This window comes from Pseudomonas sp. P4_C1 (assembly GCF_056402155.1).
Genome location: NZ_JBFUHY010000027.1, coordinates 21,183 through 39,207 on the forward strand (window position 1 = coordinate 21,183; position 18,025 = coordinate 39,207).

The following is an 18,025-nucleotide window of genomic DNA, read 5'->3' on the forward strand; positions in this document are numbered from 1 at the left end:
GTGTTGGTTATGTTTTTTAGCGAGAGCTGGCGTTACCCGGGACCCGGGATACACGCCTGGAATTCGCGAAATGAATTGCTCGCCGGGTGATCAGGCAGAGCGAATTCGAGCCTTGGGCGGGCCATGGAATCTGGAAGTGAAGGCGAACGTCCTTGACAGTCCCTTTCCTCTGCAAAAGAACGAAATGAACGACATGATTCGGCTCCTCTCGGGAGAACCACCGTGCCTTGCATTGCCAAAGCGATGGCAAACTTCAGCGGGCGGACCCCCGATAACTAAGACTAAAGTTCCATAGCAAATCTTTGTCAATATTACGTCGATAAAGCAGACGACTGGTGTTAGGAGCCTCAACTAGCTGTTTTTAAAAGACATATAGAAAGTTGAGCGCAGGTATAGAGCAAAATGTTATTTCGAACTGTTTCGCCGCCACCTACGCTGCTGCATAAGGGAGCAACGCAGCGATTTCGCAAGACTCGCCATCCATAGAGCGACCAGCCTGCGTGTCCATAAGAAGCTGTTTACGGAACTACATTTACCGTTAGCTGTTGCGCCACAAGGGCAACCGGCTTTTCGAAGTGGGAGGACCAACATGCCCAAGCAGTCGAGCATCCGTTCCGAACTGGCCGACGCGCTCTTTCGCATGCGCCGCAGTTTTTACTCGCTGGCAGCGTTCAGCGGCGTCATAAACGTCATGATGTTGACGCCAGCCGTTTATATGCTGCAGGTCTATGATCGAGCCCTGGTCAGTCGCAACGTCACGACGCTGGCGATGTTGACTGTGCTGGTGGTAGGTCTGTTCTTGCTGATGTCGACACTGGAAATGGTCCGCACCCGCGTGCTGATCCGGGTCGGCAACTGCCTCGACATGGACCTCAACCAGCGCATTTTCACCGCGGCATTCGAGCGCAACCTGAGCCGCGCCGGAGGTAATCCGGCCCAGGCCCTGCAAGATCTCGCCCAGGTTCGTCAGTTCGTCACCGGCAATTCCCTGTTCGCTTTCTTCGATGCACCGTGGACGCCGATCTACCTGCTGGTCGCCTACCTGATCCACCCGCTGCTCGGACTGCTCACCCTGATCGGCTCGCTGATTCTGATGGGGCTGGCTTATCTCACCGAGAAGGCGACGCAGAAGCCGCTGGCCGAAGCCAATCAGGCCGCCATGTCCTCCGCCCTGTACGCCAACAACAACCTGCGCAATGCCGAGGTCATCGAGGCCATGGGCATGCTGCCGTCGATCAGCAAGCGCTGGTTCCAAAGCCATTTGCGCATTCTGGAAATGCAGACGATGGCCTCCGACCGCGCCGCCTTGATCAGCAGCACCGGGCGCTTCGTGCGGATCACCTTGCAGTCGCTGATCCTCGGCGCCGGCGCGCTGCTGGCGATCGAGGGCAAGATCACCCCAGGGATGATGATTGCCTGCTCGATTCTCACCGGCCGCGCACTGGGCCCGGTGGAACAGGTCATCGCATCATGGAAACAACTGCTCGGCTGCCGTTCGGCCTGGGGCCGGCTCAACGAGATGCTGCATGATTATCCACGCCGGCCACCGAGCATGTCGCTGCAGCGGCCGCAGGGCATGCTGGCGGTGGAGAATGTGTATGCCGGTGCCCCCGGTACCAACAACACGATTCTGCGCGGCGTGGGCTTCAGCCTTGTCCCCGGCGAAAGCCTTGGCATTATCGGTCCATCGGCCTCGGGCAAATCCACCCTCGCCCGCCTGCTGGTTGGCGTCTGGCCGGCGCAGGCCGGCAAAGTGCGCCTGGACGGCGCGGATATATTCAACTGGAACAAGGGCGAACTTGGCCCCTGGCTCGGCTACCTGCCACAGGACGTGGAGCTGTTCGAGGGCAACATCGCTGACAATATTGCGCGCTTTGGCGAAGTGGACAGCGAAGCGGTCATCCGCGCCGCCAAGATCACCGGCGTGCACGAGATGATCCTGCGTTTTCCGCAAGGTTATGACACCCGTCTGGGCACCGATGGCAGCCCGCTTTCCGGCGGCCAGAAGCAGCGCATCGCCTTGGCCCGGGCGTTGTATGGCGAGCCCAATCTGATCGTGCTGGATGAGCCGAACGCCAACCTCGACGACGTCGGCGAAAAGGCCTTGGTCGATGCCCTGGCCGAACTCAAGGGCCGTGGCGCCACCGTCATCCTGATTTCCCACCGTCCCAACGTACTCTGCGCCGTCGACAAGGTGCTGATGCTGCGCGACGGCGGCGTGCAGATGCTCGGCACGCGCGATGAAGTATTCGCAGCGCTGCGCAAGGCCAGTGTGATGCCTGCTGGCGCGTCGACCCCTCTGGCCTCCGTCAAAGCGCGGGAGTGACCGATCATGCAAATGAGCCAACACACCGAGATAATCAAAGCCGATACCAGGAGCATGGTAGATCTGGACGTCGGCAGGCCCGCGCGATGGGGCGTGTGGCTGGTGCTCGCCGGCTTCGGCGGCTTCCTCCTGTGGTCCTGGCTGGCGCCGCTGGATGCCGGCGTGGTAGCGACAGGCACGGTCAAGGTCACCAACAATCGCAAAGCCGTGCAGCATCTGAGCGGCGGTACCGTGGAAGCCATTCTCGTTCGCGAAGGCGATTTAGTGACAAAAGGTCAGGAGGTGGTCCGCCTCGACTCGTTGCGTGCCGTTGCCGAAGAAGGTGCAGTCAGCGCCCAGTACATCGTCAGCAAGACCGTGGAGAACCGCCTGGAAGCGGAACGTGACGGCCGCGCTGTGGTGAACTTCGATCCCGAGTTGCTCACGCGCTTCAAGGGTGATCACCGCCTGGAGGCCGCCATGGACCTGCAACAGCGCCTGCTGGACACCCGCCGTGCTGGACTCGCTGGCGAAATCAGCATCCTGCAGGAAAACCTGGCAGCGTCGGCGGTGCAGCTCAAGGGCCTGCAACAGGTCTATAGTGCCCGCGCCTCGCAGATCAGCTTCCTCAACCAGGAACTGCAAGGTACCCGCGTGCTGACGGCCGAAGGCTATGTGCCGCGCAATCACCTGCTTGAGCTGGAACGCAGCAATGCCGACCTCTCCGCCGGCCAGGCCGAAAACCTCAACAACATCGCCCGGGTGCGTAGCCAGACCACCGAAATCAAGCTGCGCATCCTGCAGCGCCAGCACGATTACCTGAAGGAAGTCGAATCGCAGCTGACTGATACCGCCAAGGAAAACACCACCCTGGCCGACCGCTTGCGCTCGCTCGACTATGAAGTGACCCACACGGTGATTCGGTCGCCGATCGATGGCATGGTCCAGGGTCTGAGCATTGCCACCGTCGGCGGGATCATTCAACCCGGCTTCAAGATCATGGAAATCGTCCCGGTCAACGAACCGCTGCAGGTCGACGCGATGATTCCCGTACAGGCCATCGACAAGATGGTCCCCGGCCTGCCCGTGGACATTTCCTTCCCTGCCTTCAACCATGCCAAGACGCCCAACATCCCCGGCCGCGTGAAGACCATCTCTGCCGACCGCCTGATGGACGAGGAAAGCAAGCAACCGTTCTATCTGGCCCAGGTGGAAGTCACGCCCGATGGCATGGGACTGCTTGGCAGCAATCACATTCGCCCCGGCATGCCCGCCAGCGTCACCATCAAGACTGGCGAGCGCAACATGATCAGCTATCTTCTTAAACCAATGCTCGATCGTGTGGACAGCTCATTCAAGGAACAATGAGATGGAACGTCATTGCCTGTTTTTCTGCCTGCTAGGGTTGGCCTTGCCGGCCGACGCAATGGACCTCAAGCAAGCCTGGGATCTGTTGCAGTTCCAAGGCCCTATCTACCAGGCCTCCGTGCATGAAAAAGAGGCTGGCGAGGAAAACCGCGCCATTGGCAAGGCCGGCCTGCTACCGCAGATCAATGCCTCGGGCTACCACAACAAGGTCAATGGCTCCCAAAGCCAGAGTGGCGTCGACAGAGATCTCCACTACGACTCCAAGGGCGCCAACGTGCGCCTGCGCCAGCCGCTGTTCAACAAACAGAAGATGTCCGAATACCGCCAGGGTCAGCAGCGTGCCGACTACAGCGTCGCGGTGTTCGATGCCAAGACCCAGGACGCCGCAGTGCGCCTGGCCGAAAGCTATTTCGATGTGCTCCTGGCCAGCGAAACCATCGTCTTGGCCAAGTCCAAACTGAACGCCTTCGAAGAACAAGTCGCTTCGGCGAAGCGGCGCAAGGAACTGGGAGCCGGCACCATCACCGACATCGATGAGTCGACCGCTCGCCGCGACCTCGCCGACGCCGAGCTGATTGAAGCGCAAGACAACCTGGTCAACGCGCGTCGCAAGCTCGAGGAATATATCGGTGAAACTCCCGAGTCGCTGACCACCTTGCGCCCGAGCTTCGATACACCACCGCTGCTACCGAGCAACCTGCAGGACTGGCTGGTCAAAGCCCAGACCGATAGCCCGCTGATCCATGCGCGCCGTTATAGCAGCGACCTCGCGGCAGAAGAAGTGAAGCGTGCCAGTGCCGGCCACTGGCCAACACTGGATTTCATTGCCGGCTACACCGCGGGTGAGAGCCAATCACTCTCCGAGTTGAATCAACGCAACCACTACGGCTCGATCGGGCTGGAAGTCAATATCCCGATATACAGCGGTGGCGGCGTCAGCGCGTTTACACGCCAGGCCAGTGCCAATAGCGATAAGGCCATGGACGAACTCGACGCCGCGCGACAGGAAGTCATCACCGAAACCACCCGTGAGTATCAAGGCATACTGAGCGGCGCCAAACGTATTCGCGCGCTGGAGACGGCCGTAGCGTCCAACGAACGCTCGCTGGCATCGTCACGCAAGGGCTTCAAAGAGGGTGGCACCAGCACCAACTCGGACGTCCTCAATGCCGAAGAGCTGCTCTTCGTTGCGCGCCACGATCTGTTCGACGCCAAGTTGCGCTATTTGATGTCGCGCCTGCGCCTGGCCTCATCGGTGGGCAGCCTGGGCGACGACGATATCAACCAGATCAACGACTACCTCGGCCCGGAACTGCTGGTCACCAAATAACGCTCAGCCGCCGACCGGTCGAGCCAAATGATGGCTGACCGGCGTTCACCTCTGTCAACTCACCTACCTTTAACCCGGCCCTTCATTGCTCCATCTCGGCGCAGACAGGCAGCCGCCGGCGAAAAAACAGTCAACGTTGAAACGTGCCCACTAAGTCCTTGATTCCCTTTATGCTCGATCCAGTTCCAAATCAAAAGCCACGCCCGGCTCCAGACTGTAAACTGTGTCCCCATGCGCAAACTTTTGTACCTGACATTCTCCATGGCGTTGCTCGCCGCCCTCACGACCTATGCGATGTGGGCCGCGGACCGGCCGGTGGGTCATTACCTTTCGGACCTGCGGATCAACCTGGCAGTCGACCAGGGTACACCCGCGGATCGTGGCAATCTGCTGGGCATCCAGCCCGAACTGTTTCCTACCGATTATCAAAGTCCCGAGCGCCTGCACCGCAAGCTCGCGGCCTATCTGCAGGCAGCCCGGGACCAGGGCTTGTTGAACGGCAAGACCGTCGTCGTGTTGCCGGAACACATCGGTACTTGGCTGATGGTCAGCGGCGAGAAGGATGAGCTGTATCAGGCCAGTACTCTCAAGGAGGCCATGAACTGGCTGGCGGTGAGCAATCCCCTGAAGTTCGCCAAGGCGTTGATCAGCGCCGAGGGTGGCAACCGTCTGGACGATGCCCACCTGCGCATGAAAGCCAAGGCAATGGCCAGGGACTACCAGGCATTGTTCGGAGGGCTGRCCAGGGAGTTCCACGTGACGCTGGTGGCGGGCTCCATCGTGCTGCCCGAACCGAGCATCATCGACGGCACCTTGAGAATCGGCCGCGGCGCGCTGTACAACAGCAGCGTGGTGTTCAACAGCGAAGGCGTGCCGATCGGCCAGCCCCAACGCCAGATGCACCCGCTCTTCGCAGTACAGAACGGAATCAAGGCGAACGGCGACCACTCACTCAACGTCGTTGATACCCCAGCAGGAAGGCTGGGCGTATTGATCGGCCACGACAGCTGGTACCCGGAAAACTACCTCAAGCTCAACGACCAAAGCGCACAGCTGGTTGCAGTACCGGCCTTTGTCGCCGGCCGTGGCACCTGGGATCAACCGTGGCACGGCTACAGGGGATCGCCGGAACCGGCATCGGTCAACTTGAAGCCTGGAGAAGTCAGTGAAGGCCAGGCCTGGCAGCGCCTGACCCTCACGACCCAGGCACCGGCCAGTCAGGCTGTCGCTGGCATGAGTGTGTTCCTGCGGGGTCAGTTCTGGGATCAGGGCAGCACCGGGCAGAGTTTCCTCAGCAGCAACGGCCAGCACTTTGCCGACGGCAACGCCCAGGGTGCGCGTTTGCTGAACCTCTGGTTGTAAGCCATGAAACCGCAGCCAATGCGCCTCGGCGATCTGTCGGTGGGATTTGTTCATAGCCTGGCCGATGCCGTGCGCAGCCATGGTATCGATCCGCAGCCACTGCTCGATCAATACGGCCTCGATGCAGCGCGCCTGAGCGAAGCCGGTGCCCGGCTATCGATACCGCGCTACATGCGCCTGGGCCACAGCGCCATTCAGCTGGCCGACAACCCGGCCCTTGGCTTGCGCATGGGCCAGCTCAGTCGCCTGAGCCAGGCCGGCCTCGCTGGCGTCACTGCGGCGCAGGCGCCGACCGTACGTGAAGCTGCGCGCTGCCTGATTCGATTCGAAGCCTTGTATGGTTCGAATTATCGGGGCCAATCAAGCTTTCACGAAGACGCCCAGGGCGCCTGGCTACGTTTCTATTCGATCAGCCCCTACAACGCTTACAACCGTTTCGTGGTGGATTCGATCATCGCTGGCTGGTTGCAGCAATTATCCAGTGTCAGCCCTTCCCCGCTGCGCGCCGAACGTATCGAGATCGAATTCGAGGAGCCCGGTTACCGCGCGGCCTATGACGTTTTGGGTGACTGTCCGATTGTGTTTGGCAGCGAACATAATCAACTGCGCTTGAGCCTTTCCAGCCTCGCACAGCGCAACCCGGAGCATTGCCCGAGTACCTGGCGGCACTTGCTGCAATTGTGTGAGCGGGAGCTGGAACAACTGACACGCACCCGCAGCCTGCGTGAACGCATCATCGCGCTGCTGGGACCCTTGCTCAACGGTGGCCGGGAGCCCGACCTGCAAGAGGTGGCGGCACGCCTGAAGCTGCCCACCTGGACCTTGCGCCGCAAGCTCGCCGATGAAGGCACACAATTTCGTGCGATTCTCAACGACACCCGCCGCGACCTGGCCATGACTTACATACGCGACACCGAACTGGCGTTCGGAGAGATCGCCTACCTGCTGGGCTTTGCCTCAGCCGAAGCGTTTCAACGCGCTTTCAAACGCTGGAACGGGCAGACGCCCGGCGAATTTCGYCGCAGCCATCGCCAATCCGCCTGATGCCTACAACTCGGTAGCGTCTTCCGCCGGCTCCAGTGGGTCCAGTTCGAAAGCCTGGTACTCGAGCAGCTCTTCTTGATAATCGTCCATTTTTTAATCTCCCAACCCGTAGTGAAAAACGTCTGAATAAATGACCCATTCCTTGAGCATAAAGTGTCCGCGTGAAAGAAAAATGACGCGGACACGACACTCTGTCGCTACCGAATAAAACGTAGCAGCTGGTCAGGAATTTATCACGGTTTTTTTCGCGGGAGGCCGCAGAACAGCGGACTTGCTTGATGCGGGTCAATCTTTTGGCGGGTCACAGGATCGGGTCATTTGATCCGATCCTGTGGTGTCACCCTCACTGGCCGGGGACAGGCATCGACGGAATGGGTTCGCTCGGTGGCGGCAAGCCACTCGGATTCGACGGTGGCGTGACGATTTCCGGGGACGGTGCCGGCGCTACACTCTCGGTCGGCGTGATCGGCGCTGCCTCAGGAGGCGGGGTAACCGGCTCGGAGGACACGGGCAGCGCTTCAACGGGTGCAGGTGCAGGCACTGCTGGCTCTATAGCAGGTGCAGCCTTGGCTTCAGGCATGCCCAGATCGGTTTTCGGCTTTTCGGTGATGTGCGCAGCCTTTTTCGCTTCTGGCGGCAGGAACAGCTCGACCAGTGCGAAGAAACGCTCGTAGAACTTGGCAGACGATACGGTTTCGCTGGCGACCTTGACCATAGAGTCATCGGAGGAGCCGATCGGCATCGACACCGAGCCCAGCACACCTACACCGAGACTGGCGGAGTTGTTGGTCTTCTTCAGCGCATAACGATCCTGCAGGGCGTTGGCGAATACGGTGGCGTGGTGCCCTTCGCTGCCGTCATCGGTACAGACCACACTGAAGCTGATCTCCATGTGGTTCTCGCCGGTCTGCTGGAAGCTCTTGTGACCGCTGACCAGCTTCGAATCGTTGCTGGTGATGATGTAACCCTGGCTGAGCAAGGCACGACGGGCAGCTTCACAGCTCTGGGTATCGGTCACCGGATAGTTGCGGGAAAAGGTTCCGGAGTCGTCGAAGTTCTCATGCTCGTAGATGGCGGCCTTGTTCGATGAACAACCGGCCACAGCGGCAAGCATGGCTGCCAGCCCGACAACCCGCATGGGAAGTGATTTAAACATTGAACATCCTGAGAAAAACGGTTCGGGGCATATTGTGCAACAGATCGATGCTTAGCGGAGCATCGATCGTGTCTTAAAACGATTACAGGCTGATTGACCCCGGTTTTACGGAAAAGTCACCACGGCAAATGACGTACGGCCAAATAAAAAGACCCCGGCCTTTCGGCCGGGGTCTCCTGTGCAGCGCTAAACCTGGTCAGGCATCAGTAACGCTTGATGTCCGCCTGGCTTTCCAGCTGCTTGCGGTAAGCCGCAAAGTCTTGCTGGCCGATGCGGGAAGCGAGGTAGCGACGATACTGTGCTTTCTCTTCTTCGGTCGGCGCCGCTGCTTCGTTCACGCCATTGAGGCGCACGATCATCAGGCTGCCATCCGCCAGCGTCACGCTGGTGAAGGTCGGTTTGTCCTTCGCCGCAGGCTTGGCCATGCGGAACAGCGCTTGCAGCACCGCAGGGTCAACCCCTTCCTGAGCGCGGGTCGCCGCTTTGGTGACTTTCCAGGCCTGGCCATCGATCGCCTGATCCAGCGGGGTCTTGCCATCGCGCAGGTTGGCAATCAGGGCCTCAGCCTTGGTCTTGGCCTCGGCGCTGGCGTGCTCCTTGGCCAATTGCACACGGATCGCGGCAGAAACGCTTTCCAGTGGCAATTGCGAAGGTTTCAGGTGTTCCTTGGCACGCAACACGACCACGGTTTCCGGATCGAGCTCGATGGCGGTGCTGTTCGCGCCTTCATCCAGGACTTCCGGGCTGAACGCCGCAGTGACCACGGCACGGTTAGCCGCAATACCCTCACCGCCTTCACGGCCGAACGGCTTGGACGTCTGCACGGTCAGTTTCAGGTCCTGTGCTGGCTGAGCCAGATCGGACGCTTCGAACGAGGCGTCTTCCAGTTGCTTGCTCGCTTCGACGAAACGCTGCTCGACCTGCTGGGTCTTCAGAGCATGGGTCAGCTTGTCTTTCAGGCTGGCGAACGTTGGCACTTCTGGAGCTTCCACCCCCAACAGCTTGATCAGGTGGAAACCGAAGTCGGTGCGAACCGGGCCCGACACCTGGTCCTGGGTCAACGAATACAGGGCTTTTTCGAACGCCGGGTCGTAGACGCCAGGACCGGCATAACCCAGGTCACCGCCGTTGTTCGCAGACCCCGGATCCTGGGAGAATTCCTTGGCCAGCGCCTCGAATTTCTCGCCCTTGGCCAGACGGGCCTGGATCTCTTCGATCTTCGCCTTGGCTTGCGCCTCGGTGGTCTTGTCGTTCACTTCAATCAGAATGTGCGCAGCCCGGCGTTGCTCGGACAGGTTCGCGATTTCTTTCTGATAGGCCGCTTGCAGGTCTTGGTCGTTGACGCTGACCTGGTCGAAGAAGGAAGCCTTCTTCAGCTCGAGGTAATCGATGACCACCTGATCCGGCGTCATGAATTCCTTGGCGTGTTCGTCGTAATAAGCCTTGACCTCATCGTCGGTCAGCTTCACAGCCGCCGGGTCGGCCTTGATGTTCAGGGAGGCGAAATCGCGGGTCTGTTTTTCCAGACGGGCAAACGCCAGCACCTGTGCATCGGTCACGAAACCGCTACCGGCCAGGCCGGCACGCAGCTGACCAATCAGCATTTCCTGAGCCAGCATCTGGCGGAATTGCATGCGGCTATAGCCGAGTTGGCGAATCACCTGGTCGAAACGATCGGTGCTGAATTTGCCATCAACCTGAAACTCTGGTGTTTGCAGGATGACCTGATCAAGCGCCGCTTCGGAGAAAGCGAATTTCGAGTTTTCTGCGCCTTGCAGCAGCAGTTTGCGATCGATCAGGCCCTTGAGCGCCGATTCGCGCAACATTTTTTCATCCAGCAAGGATGCATCGAAATCCTTGCCCAGCTGTTGCATGAGCTGGCGGCGTTGCATATCGACCGCCTGGCTCAGCTCGTTCTGGCTGATTTCATCGCCATTGACCTTGGCCGCATCATTACTGTGCGACGTGGCCTTGAAAATGGCGTCGAAACCGGTCAAAGCCATCAGAACAACGATGACCCCGATAATAGTCTTGGCAATCCAGCCTTGTGAATTGTCCCTGATATTCTGCAGCATGCGTCCCCCAGAAACGGTTGAACTTCAAAATTAGGCAACCGTGGAGCGTGGGTAGAGTCCGGATAGAAGAAAGGCGCATCCGAGGATGCGCCTTCTCGTAACTGGCGGAGCGGATCGAGGGCTCGAACTGGCGACCCTCGGTGTCTTGAACCGGCGACCTGCAGTCAGGACTGCCGCTCCGCTGCCAAGTCAGGCATGACCCCGACCCGGATGGGTAAAAACCTGAATCGAACTTAGTTGACAGCTTCTTTCAGTGCTTTACCGGCTTTGAAACCTGGTTTTTTGGCTGCCGCGATTTCCAGCGTCTTACCGGTCTGTGGGTTACGACCAATGCGAGCTGGACGATCAGTTACGGAGAAAGTACCGAAACCAACCAGAACAACAGAGTCGCCAGCCTTGAGAGCGCCAGTGACGGATTCGATTACAGCGTCCAGCGCACGGCCAGCAGCAGCTTTCGGGATATCAGCGGATGCAGCGATAGCATCAATCAGTTCCGACTTGTTCACTCTAAGTCCCCTTATATCTATTTGAGTATGATTCTAAGTTTTTTTGGTGAAAGCAAAAACGAGTGCTGAATGGCCTACAGACACTTAAGAGCCGCTTTATAACAAGGGCTCTAAAAAGCTGTCAAGAAAGCCCCCCAGGCAAATACGTACTAATGCGTGCTAATTCTTTCCTTAGAATCTGCGTCGCGTTTCTCATCCTTCGCGACTATCTCCGGAGCCACGTCCGGCAAGGGCTCCGGCGCGTATTGCAACGCAATTTGCAGGACCTCGTCAATCCATTTAACCGGTTTAATCTGTAGATCCTGCTTGATATTGTCCGGAATCTCTTTGAGATCGCGGACATTCTCTTCAGGAATGATCACGGTCTTGATTCCGCCACGATGGGCAGCCAGCAGTTTTTCTTTCAAGCCGCCAATGGCCAGCACCTGGCCACGCAACGTGATTTCGCCGGTCATGGCAACATCCGCGCGCACCGGAATGCCGGTCAATGCCGAAACCAGGGCCGTGCACATGCCCACACCGGCGCTAGGACCGTCTTTCGGGGTCGCCCCTTCTGGCATATGGATGTGCGTGTCGCGCTTCTCATGGAAGTCCAGGGGAATGCCCAGGCTCTTCGCCCGGCTGCGAACAAYGGTCAAGGCCGCGGTGATCGACTCGACCATCACATCACCCAGGGAACCGGTCTTGATCAACTGGCCCTTGCCCGGCACGACCGCGGCTTCGATGGTCAGCAATTCGCCACCGACCTGAGTCCACGCCAGCCCGGTCACCTGACCGATCTGATCCTGTTGCTCGGCCAGGCCGTAGCGGAATTTGCGCACGCCCAGGAAGTGCTCCAGCATGTCTGCGGTAACCTTCACCGAGAAACGTTTTTCCAGAGCATGCTCCTTGACGGCCTTGCGGCAAACCTTGGCAATCTGGCGCTCAAGCCCACGCACACCGGCTTCACGGGTGTAATAGCGGATGATGTCGCGGATCGCTTCTGCATCAAACTCCAGCTCGCCTTTCTTCAAGCCGTTGGCCGTGATCTGCTTTGGCGAAAGATATTTGACGGCGATGTTGATCTTCTCGTCTTCGGTGTAGCCCGGCAGACGGATCACTTCCATCCGGTCCAGCAGCGCCGGCGGGATATTCATCGAGTTCGAGGTGCACAGGAACATCACATCGGAAAGGTCGTAATCGACTTCCAGATAGTGATCGTTGAAGTTGTGGTTCTGCTCCGGATCGAGCACTTCCAGCAACGCCGATGCCGGATCGCCACGCATGTCGCTGCCCATTTTGTCGATTTCATCGAGCAGGAACAGCGGATTGCGGACACCCACTTTTGTCATCTTTTGAATCAATCTTCCTGGCATCGAACCGATGTAAGTACGGCGATGACCACGAATTTCCGCCTCATCACGCACGCCACCGAGGGCCATGCGCACGAATTTGCGGTTGGTGGCGTGAGCAATCGACTCCGCCAGGGACGTTTTACCTACCCCGGGAGGACCGACCAGGCACAACACCGGACCACGAATTTTCTTCACGCGTTTTTGCACGGCGAGGTATTCGAGGATGCGCTCTTTGACTTCTTCCAGGCCATAGTGGTCGGCATCCAGAATGTCTTCTGCACGCGCCAGATCCAGGCGCACTTTGCTCTGGGCCTTCCACGGCACCTGAACCAGCCAGTCGATGTACGAACGCACTACGGTCGCTTCCGCGGACATTGGCGACATCTGCTTGAGCTTGTTCAGTTCGGCCGTGGCCTTGGCCAGCGCGTCTTTTGGCAGGCCGGCGGCATCGATACGCTTTTTCAGCTCTTCGACTTCGTTGTGACCTTCGTCGCTGTCGCCGAGCTCTTTCTGAATGGCCTTCATCTGCTCATTCAGGTAGTACTCACGCTGGCTGCGCTCCATTTGCTTTTTGACACGACCACGAATGCGCTTTTCGACTTGCAGCAGATCGATCTCCGCATCCAGCAACGCCAGAACGTGTTCGACCCGGGCCGACAAATCGATGATCTCGAGGATTTCCTGCTTCTGTTCGATCTTCAGGGCCATGTGCGCGGCCATGGTATCCACCAGGCGGCCTGGTTCATCGATGCTGTTGAGCGATGACAGGACTTCAGCCGGGACTTTCTTGCCCAGCTGCACATATTGCTCGAACTGGGATAGCAGACTGCGTACGAATACTTCCGACTCGCGCTCTGGCGCGTCGACTTCGTCGATCAGGGAGACTTCGGCACGGCAGTGGCCGTCCACTTCGCTGAAGCGCTCAACGGCGCCCCGCTGCTCACCCTCGACCAGAACCTTGACCGTACCGTCAGGCAGCTTCAGCAGCTGCAGAACGGTGGCAATTGTACCTACGCGATACAGGGCATCTTCACCGGGATCGTCGTCAGCCGGGTTTCTCTGGGCCAGCAGAAGAATCTGCTTGTCACCCGTCATCGCAGCCTCGAGGGCTTCGATGGATTTCTCGCGCCCCACGAACAGCGGGATAACCATGTGCGGATAAACCACGACATCACGCAATGGCAGGAGAGGCAATTCGATGGTTGTCTTCATGATTTCGCCTCTACGGCGGCCGTAAGGCCGTAAACAGATGGAAGTAAACTTGAAACCAAGATGGGGTCTGCCTTGGAAAAAAACAAGCGGATAAAAGAACCACTTGAACGATTGCAGCTGGCGGTAGCGCGCGAGATGGCCAAGACACGCCAGAAAACCGGATCGGCTGTCACTCCCACAATAGCAAAGGGGCCCGAAGGCCCCTTCTTTATTCAAGCTGCGTGACGCTTAAGCGTCCGGCGCGGCCTTGGCGGTCGGCTCACTGTTTTCGTAGATATACAGTGGCTTGGACTTGCCTTCTATCACGCTTTCATCGATCACTACTTTACTCACCTCCGATTGCGAGGGGATTTCATACATAGTGTCGAGCAATACACCTTCGAGAATCGAACGCAGGCCACGGGCACCGGTTTTACGCTCCAGGGCACGCTTGGCGACCGATTTCAGTGCGTCGGAACGGAATTCCAGATCAACGCCTTCCATCTCGAACAGCTTGGCATACTGCTTGGTCAAAGCATTTTTCGGCTCGGTGAGAATCTGCATCAACGCAGCCTCGTCAAGCTCGTCCAGCGTGGCAAGTACCGGCAGACGACCGACGAATTCCGGGATCAGACCGAACTTGACCAGATCGTCAGGCTCGACTTCACGCAGGGACTCACCRACTTTCTTGCCTTCTTCCTTGCTGCGCACTTCTGCGTTGAAGCCGATGCCGCCCTTGGTGGAACGGTTTTGAATAACCTTTTCCAGACCGGAGAACGCACCACCGCAAATGAACAGGATGTTACGGGTGTCGACCTGAAGGAATTCCTGCTGCGGATGCTTGCGACCACCTTGAGGCGGAACGGAAGCGACCGTGCCTTCGATCAACTTGAGCAGGGCCTGCTGCACGCCTTCACCGGAAACGTCCCGGGTGATCGACGGGTTGTCAGACTTGCGCGAAATCTTGTCGATTTCATCGATGTAGACAATGCCCATCTGGGCTTTTTCCACGTCGTAATCGCATTTCTGCAGCAGCTTCTGAATGATGTTCTCGACATCTTCACCCACGTAACCCGCCTCGGTGAGGGTGGTTGCATCAGCGATGGTGAACGGAACGTTCAGCAAGCGGGCCAGTGTTTCGGCAAGCAGGGTTTTACCCGAGCCTGTCGGGCCGATCAGCAGGATGTTGCTCTTGCCGAGTTCGACGTCGTCATTCTTTTTGTCACGCTGATTCAGGCGCTTGTAGTGGTTGTACACCGCTACGGCCAGAACCTTTTTCGCACGCTCCTGACCAATCACATACTGATCAAGGATGCCGCTGATTTCTTTAGGCGAAGGCAATTTATGCGCGCTGCTTTCGGCCTGTGCTTCCTGCACCTCCTCGCGGATGATGTCATTGCACAGGTCGACGCACTCGTCGCAGATAAAGACCGAGGGGCCGGCAATCAATTTGCGTACTTCATGCTGGCTTTTGCCACAGAAGGAGCAATAGAGCAGCTTGCCGTTGTCCTCGCCGTTGCGGGTGTCAGTCATTCGTTCGATCCAAATCCGATAGGCTTGCAACACAAGATGAAGGCTATTGCGGGCTTTTTCAAGCCCGCTGGTGATCGGACCCGCCGACCAACCCYATTTTGAGCTGCTTATTTCAGGCAGGGCGCTGGGTAATCACTTCATCGATCAACCCGTACTCACGCGCGGCTTCTGCACTCATGAAATTGTCGCGGTTGGTATCGCGCTCGATTTCTTCAAGAGTGCGCCCGCTATGCAGGGCCATCAGCGTGTTGAGACGCTCACGAATAAAGAGGATTTCCTTGGCATGGATTTCGATATCCGACGCCTGACCCTGGAAACCGCCCAATGGCTGGTGAATCATCACACGCGAGTTCGGCAGGCAGTAACGCTTGCCAGCGGCACCGGCCGTCAGCAGAAACGCGCCCATGCTGCACGCCTGACCGATACAGGTGGTCGCCACGTTGGGCTTGATGAACTGCATGGTGTCGTAGATCGACATCCCTGCCGTCACCGAACCGCCCGGGGAGTTGATATAGAGATGGATGTCCTTGTCCGGGTTTTCCGCTTCAAGGAACAGCAGTTGCGCACAGATCAGGTTGGCCATGTAGTCCTCTACCGGGCCAACCAGAAAGATCACTCGCTCCTTGAGCAGTCGCGAGTAGATGTCGTAGGCGCGCTCGCCACGAGCGGACTGCTCGACAACCATCGGGACCAGACCGCCTGCGGCCTGGATATCAGAGTTCTGCTGAATATACGAATTACGGAACATGCTCTGCAGTCACTCCCAAATAGTTATGTCTTGAATACGCATAAGCCAGCACGAAGGCTGGCTTATGGTGTTTGCTTCTTACCGCAAAAGTGATCAGTCGGCTTGTGGTGCTTCTACCGGCTTGACCGCTTCTTCGTAAGAGACCGATTTGTCGGTCACGCTAGCTTTCTGCAGAACAGTATCCACAACTTGCTCTTCCAGCACAACAGAACGAACTTCGTTCAGTTGCTGGTCGTTTTTGTAGTACCAGGACACAACCTGCTCAGGCTCCTGGTAGGCCGAAGCCATTTCCTGAATCATCTCGCGAACGCGGGTTTCGTCAGGCTTCAGGTCGAATTGCTTGACCACTTCAGCCACGATCAGGCCCAGCACTACGCGGCGCTTGGCTTGCTCTTCGAACAGCTCGGCCGGCAGCTGGTCAGGCTTGATGTTGCCGCCGAACTGCTGGACAGCCTGCACACGCAGACGGTCAACTTCGTTGGACAGCAGAGCCTTTGGCACTTCGATCGGGTTGGTGGCCAGCAGACCGTCCATTACCTGATTCTTGACCTTGGATTTGATCGCCTGACGCAGCTCGCGCTCCATGTTCTTGCGAACTTCGGCACGGAAGCCATCCAGACCGGTTTCCTTGATGCCGAATTGAGCGAAGAACTCTTCGGTCAGTTCTGGCAGCTTTGGCTCGGAAACGGTGTTGACGGTCACGGTGAACTCGGCGGTTTTGCCAGCCAGGTCCAGGTTCTGATAGTCCTCTGGGAAAGTCAGGTTCAGAACGCGTTCTTCACCGGCTTTAGCGCCAACCAGGCCATCTTCGAAACCAGGGATCATGCGGCCGGAACCCAGAACCAGCTGAGTACCCTTGGCGGAACCGCCAGCGAACACTTCACCGTCGACTTTGCCGACGAAATCGATGTTCAGCTGGTCTTCGTTCTGGGCAGCGCGATCGGCCACTTCGAAACGGGTGTTCTGCTTGCGCAGGATTTCCAGCATTTTGTCCAGATCGGCATCAGCCACGTCAGCGCTCAGGCGCTCGACGGTGATACCTTCGAAGCCGGCAACGGTGAACTCAGGGAACACTTCGAATACGGCAACGTATTCCAGGTCCTTGCCCGCTTCCAGGGACTTAGGCTCGATCGAAGGCTGGCCAGCCGGGTTCAGCTTCTGCTCAACCACAGCTTCGTAGAAGGAAGACTGGATCACGTCGCCTACAGCTTCCTGGCGAGCGTCGGCACCGAAACGGCGCTTGATTTCGCTCATCGGCACTTTGCCTGGACGGAAGCCAGCAATCTTGGCCTTTTGGGCGGTCTGCTGCAGACGCTTGTTGACCTGGCTCTCGATGCGCTCAGCCGGCACGGTGACGCTCATGCGGCGCTCAAGAGCAGTAGTATTTTCAACAGAAACTTGCATGGATATTCCTCGTTGCACAGACGTTAGCCGGCCGTTTCCGACCCCAGAATCAAGGGCATGCATTCTAGTGGGTCAAACTCAAGAAGTCACCCTACTGAAAACGGGTAAAAACACAGCAGGCAATTTATAGGTGCGAATGCACGAATGCACCTCGCCCCGATGGCAAATACAACCAATCACGCCAGGGCTCTGCGCCGACCCTTCTATATATAGAAGAGATCGCCAATCACCTCCCTGACAGCCGATCTCGCAAGCAAGGCCGGCGGACAGGACAGCATCATCGAGAAACATAAATACGACGAAACGCCCTGCCCCTGCAGCCCGGAACCTGCGGCCACCGAAACAAAAAAGGCGCCAGACTTTTCAATCTGGCGCCTTTCGAAATATGGGGTGGACGATGGGGATCGAACCCACGACAACGGGAGTCACAATCCCGTGCTCTACCAACTGAGCTACGCCCACCATATTGCCTGTTAAAGAAGCCAAACAAACTTCTTTATCAAGCCCCAGCCAGGCCAACGACCTGAGTGAAGCTTTAATTGGTGCGGATGAAGAGACTCGAACTCTTACGCCTCGCGGCGCTGGAACCTAAATCCAGTGTGTCTACCAATTCCACCACATCCGCGGATGAAGCCTTTAAAGCAAAGGCGCCAGACTGTTAATCTGGCG

General features: G+C 58.0%; 12 protein-coding genes and 2 tRNA genes. 5 read left to right on the forward strand and 9 right to left on the reverse strand.

Annotation, left to right across the window (positions count from 1 at the left end; translation table 11 throughout):
- Positions 1-589 precede the first annotated feature (589 nt).
- From AC1DU9_RS16605 to AC1DU9_RS16625, 5 genes are all read left to right on the forward strand, one after another.
- Positions 590-2,326: a type I secretion system permease/ATPase gene (locus tag AC1DU9_RS16605; RefSeq protein WP_223462320.1), complete on the forward strand. Its 1,737-nt coding sequence runs from the start codon at positions 590-592 to the stop codon at positions 2,324-2,326.
- A gap of 6 nt (positions 2,327-2,332) precedes the next feature.
- Positions 2,333-3,673 (forward strand): HlyD family type I secretion periplasmic adaptor subunit, encoded by a 1,341-nt coding sequence (locus AC1DU9_RS16610; RefSeq protein ID WP_223462321.1) that lies wholly within the window; start codon positions 2,333-2,335, stop codon positions 3,671-3,673.
- Position 3,674: 1 nt separating this feature from the next.
- On the forward strand, positions 3,675-5,003 hold the full coding sequence (locus AC1DU9_RS16615; RefSeq protein WP_223462322.1) for a TolC family outer membrane protein: 1,329 nt from the start codon (positions 3,675-3,677) through the stop codon (positions 5,001-5,003).
- A gap of 231 nt (positions 5,004-5,234) precedes the next feature.
- A complete protein-coding gene (locus tag AC1DU9_RS16620) occupies positions 5,235-6,365 on the forward strand; it encodes a nitrilase-related carbon-nitrogen hydrolase (protein ID WP_477810489.1) in 1,131 nt (376 codons plus the stop codon).
- A gap of 3 nt (positions 6,366-6,368) precedes the next feature.
- Entirely contained in the window at positions 6,369-7,409 is a 1,041-nt protein-coding gene (locus AC1DU9_RS16625; RefSeq protein ID WP_223462324.1) for an AraC family transcriptional regulator, read from the forward strand.
- Positions 7,410-7,752: 343 nt separating this feature from the next.
- Here AC1DU9_RS16625 and AC1DU9_RS16630 read toward each other — a convergent pair whose 3' ends face one another.
- From AC1DU9_RS16630 to AC1DU9_RS16670, 9 genes are all read right to left on the reverse strand, one after another.
- The gene (locus AC1DU9_RS16630) at positions 7,753-8,565 is read right to left on the reverse strand and encodes a DUF2242 domain-containing protein (protein WP_477810490.1); all 813 of its coding nucleotides are present in this window, start codon (positions 8,563-8,565) and stop codon (positions 7,753-7,755) included.
- A 203-nt stretch (positions 8,566-8,768) separates the two neighbouring features.
- The gene (locus AC1DU9_RS16635; protein ID WP_223462326.1) at positions 8,769-10,640 is read right to left on the reverse strand and encodes a SurA N-terminal domain-containing protein; all 1,872 of its coding nucleotides are present in this window, start codon (positions 10,638-10,640) and stop codon (positions 8,769-8,771) included.
- 233 nt (positions 10,641-10,873) lie between these two features.
- Entirely contained in the window at positions 10,874-11,146 is a 273-nt protein-coding gene (locus AC1DU9_RS16640) for an HU family DNA-binding protein (protein ID WP_002552737.1), read from the reverse strand.
- A gap of 149 nt (positions 11,147-11,295) precedes the next feature.
- Positions 11,296-13,692 carry an endopeptidase La gene (gene lon / locus AC1DU9_RS16645; protein ID WP_477810491.1) on the reverse strand — a complete coding sequence of 799 codons (2,397 nt, stop codon included), beginning with the start codon at positions 13,690-13,692 and terminating at the stop codon, positions 11,296-11,298.
- A 228-nt stretch (positions 13,693-13,920) separates the two neighbouring features.
- Positions 13,921-15,204 (reverse strand): ATP-dependent Clp protease ATP-binding subunit ClpX, encoded by a 1,284-nt coding sequence (gene clpX, locus AC1DU9_RS16650; RefSeq protein ID WP_007982210.1) that lies wholly within the window; start codon positions 15,202-15,204, stop codon positions 13,921-13,923.
- Between the two features lie 112 nt (positions 15,205-15,316).
- Entirely contained in the window at positions 15,317-15,952 is a 636-nt protein-coding gene (gene clpP / locus AC1DU9_RS16655; RefSeq protein WP_108219131.1) for an ATP-dependent Clp endopeptidase proteolytic subunit ClpP, read from the reverse strand.
- Between the two features lie 93 nt (positions 15,953-16,045).
- Positions 16,046-17,356 (reverse strand): trigger factor, encoded by a 1,311-nt coding sequence (tig, locus tag AC1DU9_RS16660; RefSeq protein ID WP_223462327.1) that lies wholly within the window; start codon positions 17,354-17,356, stop codon positions 16,046-16,048.
- Positions 17,357-17,742: 386 nt separating this feature from the next.
- Positions 17,743-17,818 (reverse strand) — tRNA-His (locus AC1DU9_RS16665).
- A gap of 78 nt (positions 17,819-17,896) precedes the next feature.
- A tRNA-Leu gene (locus AC1DU9_RS16670) sits at positions 17,897-17,981 on the reverse strand.
- Positions 17,982-18,025 lie beyond the last annotated feature (44 nt).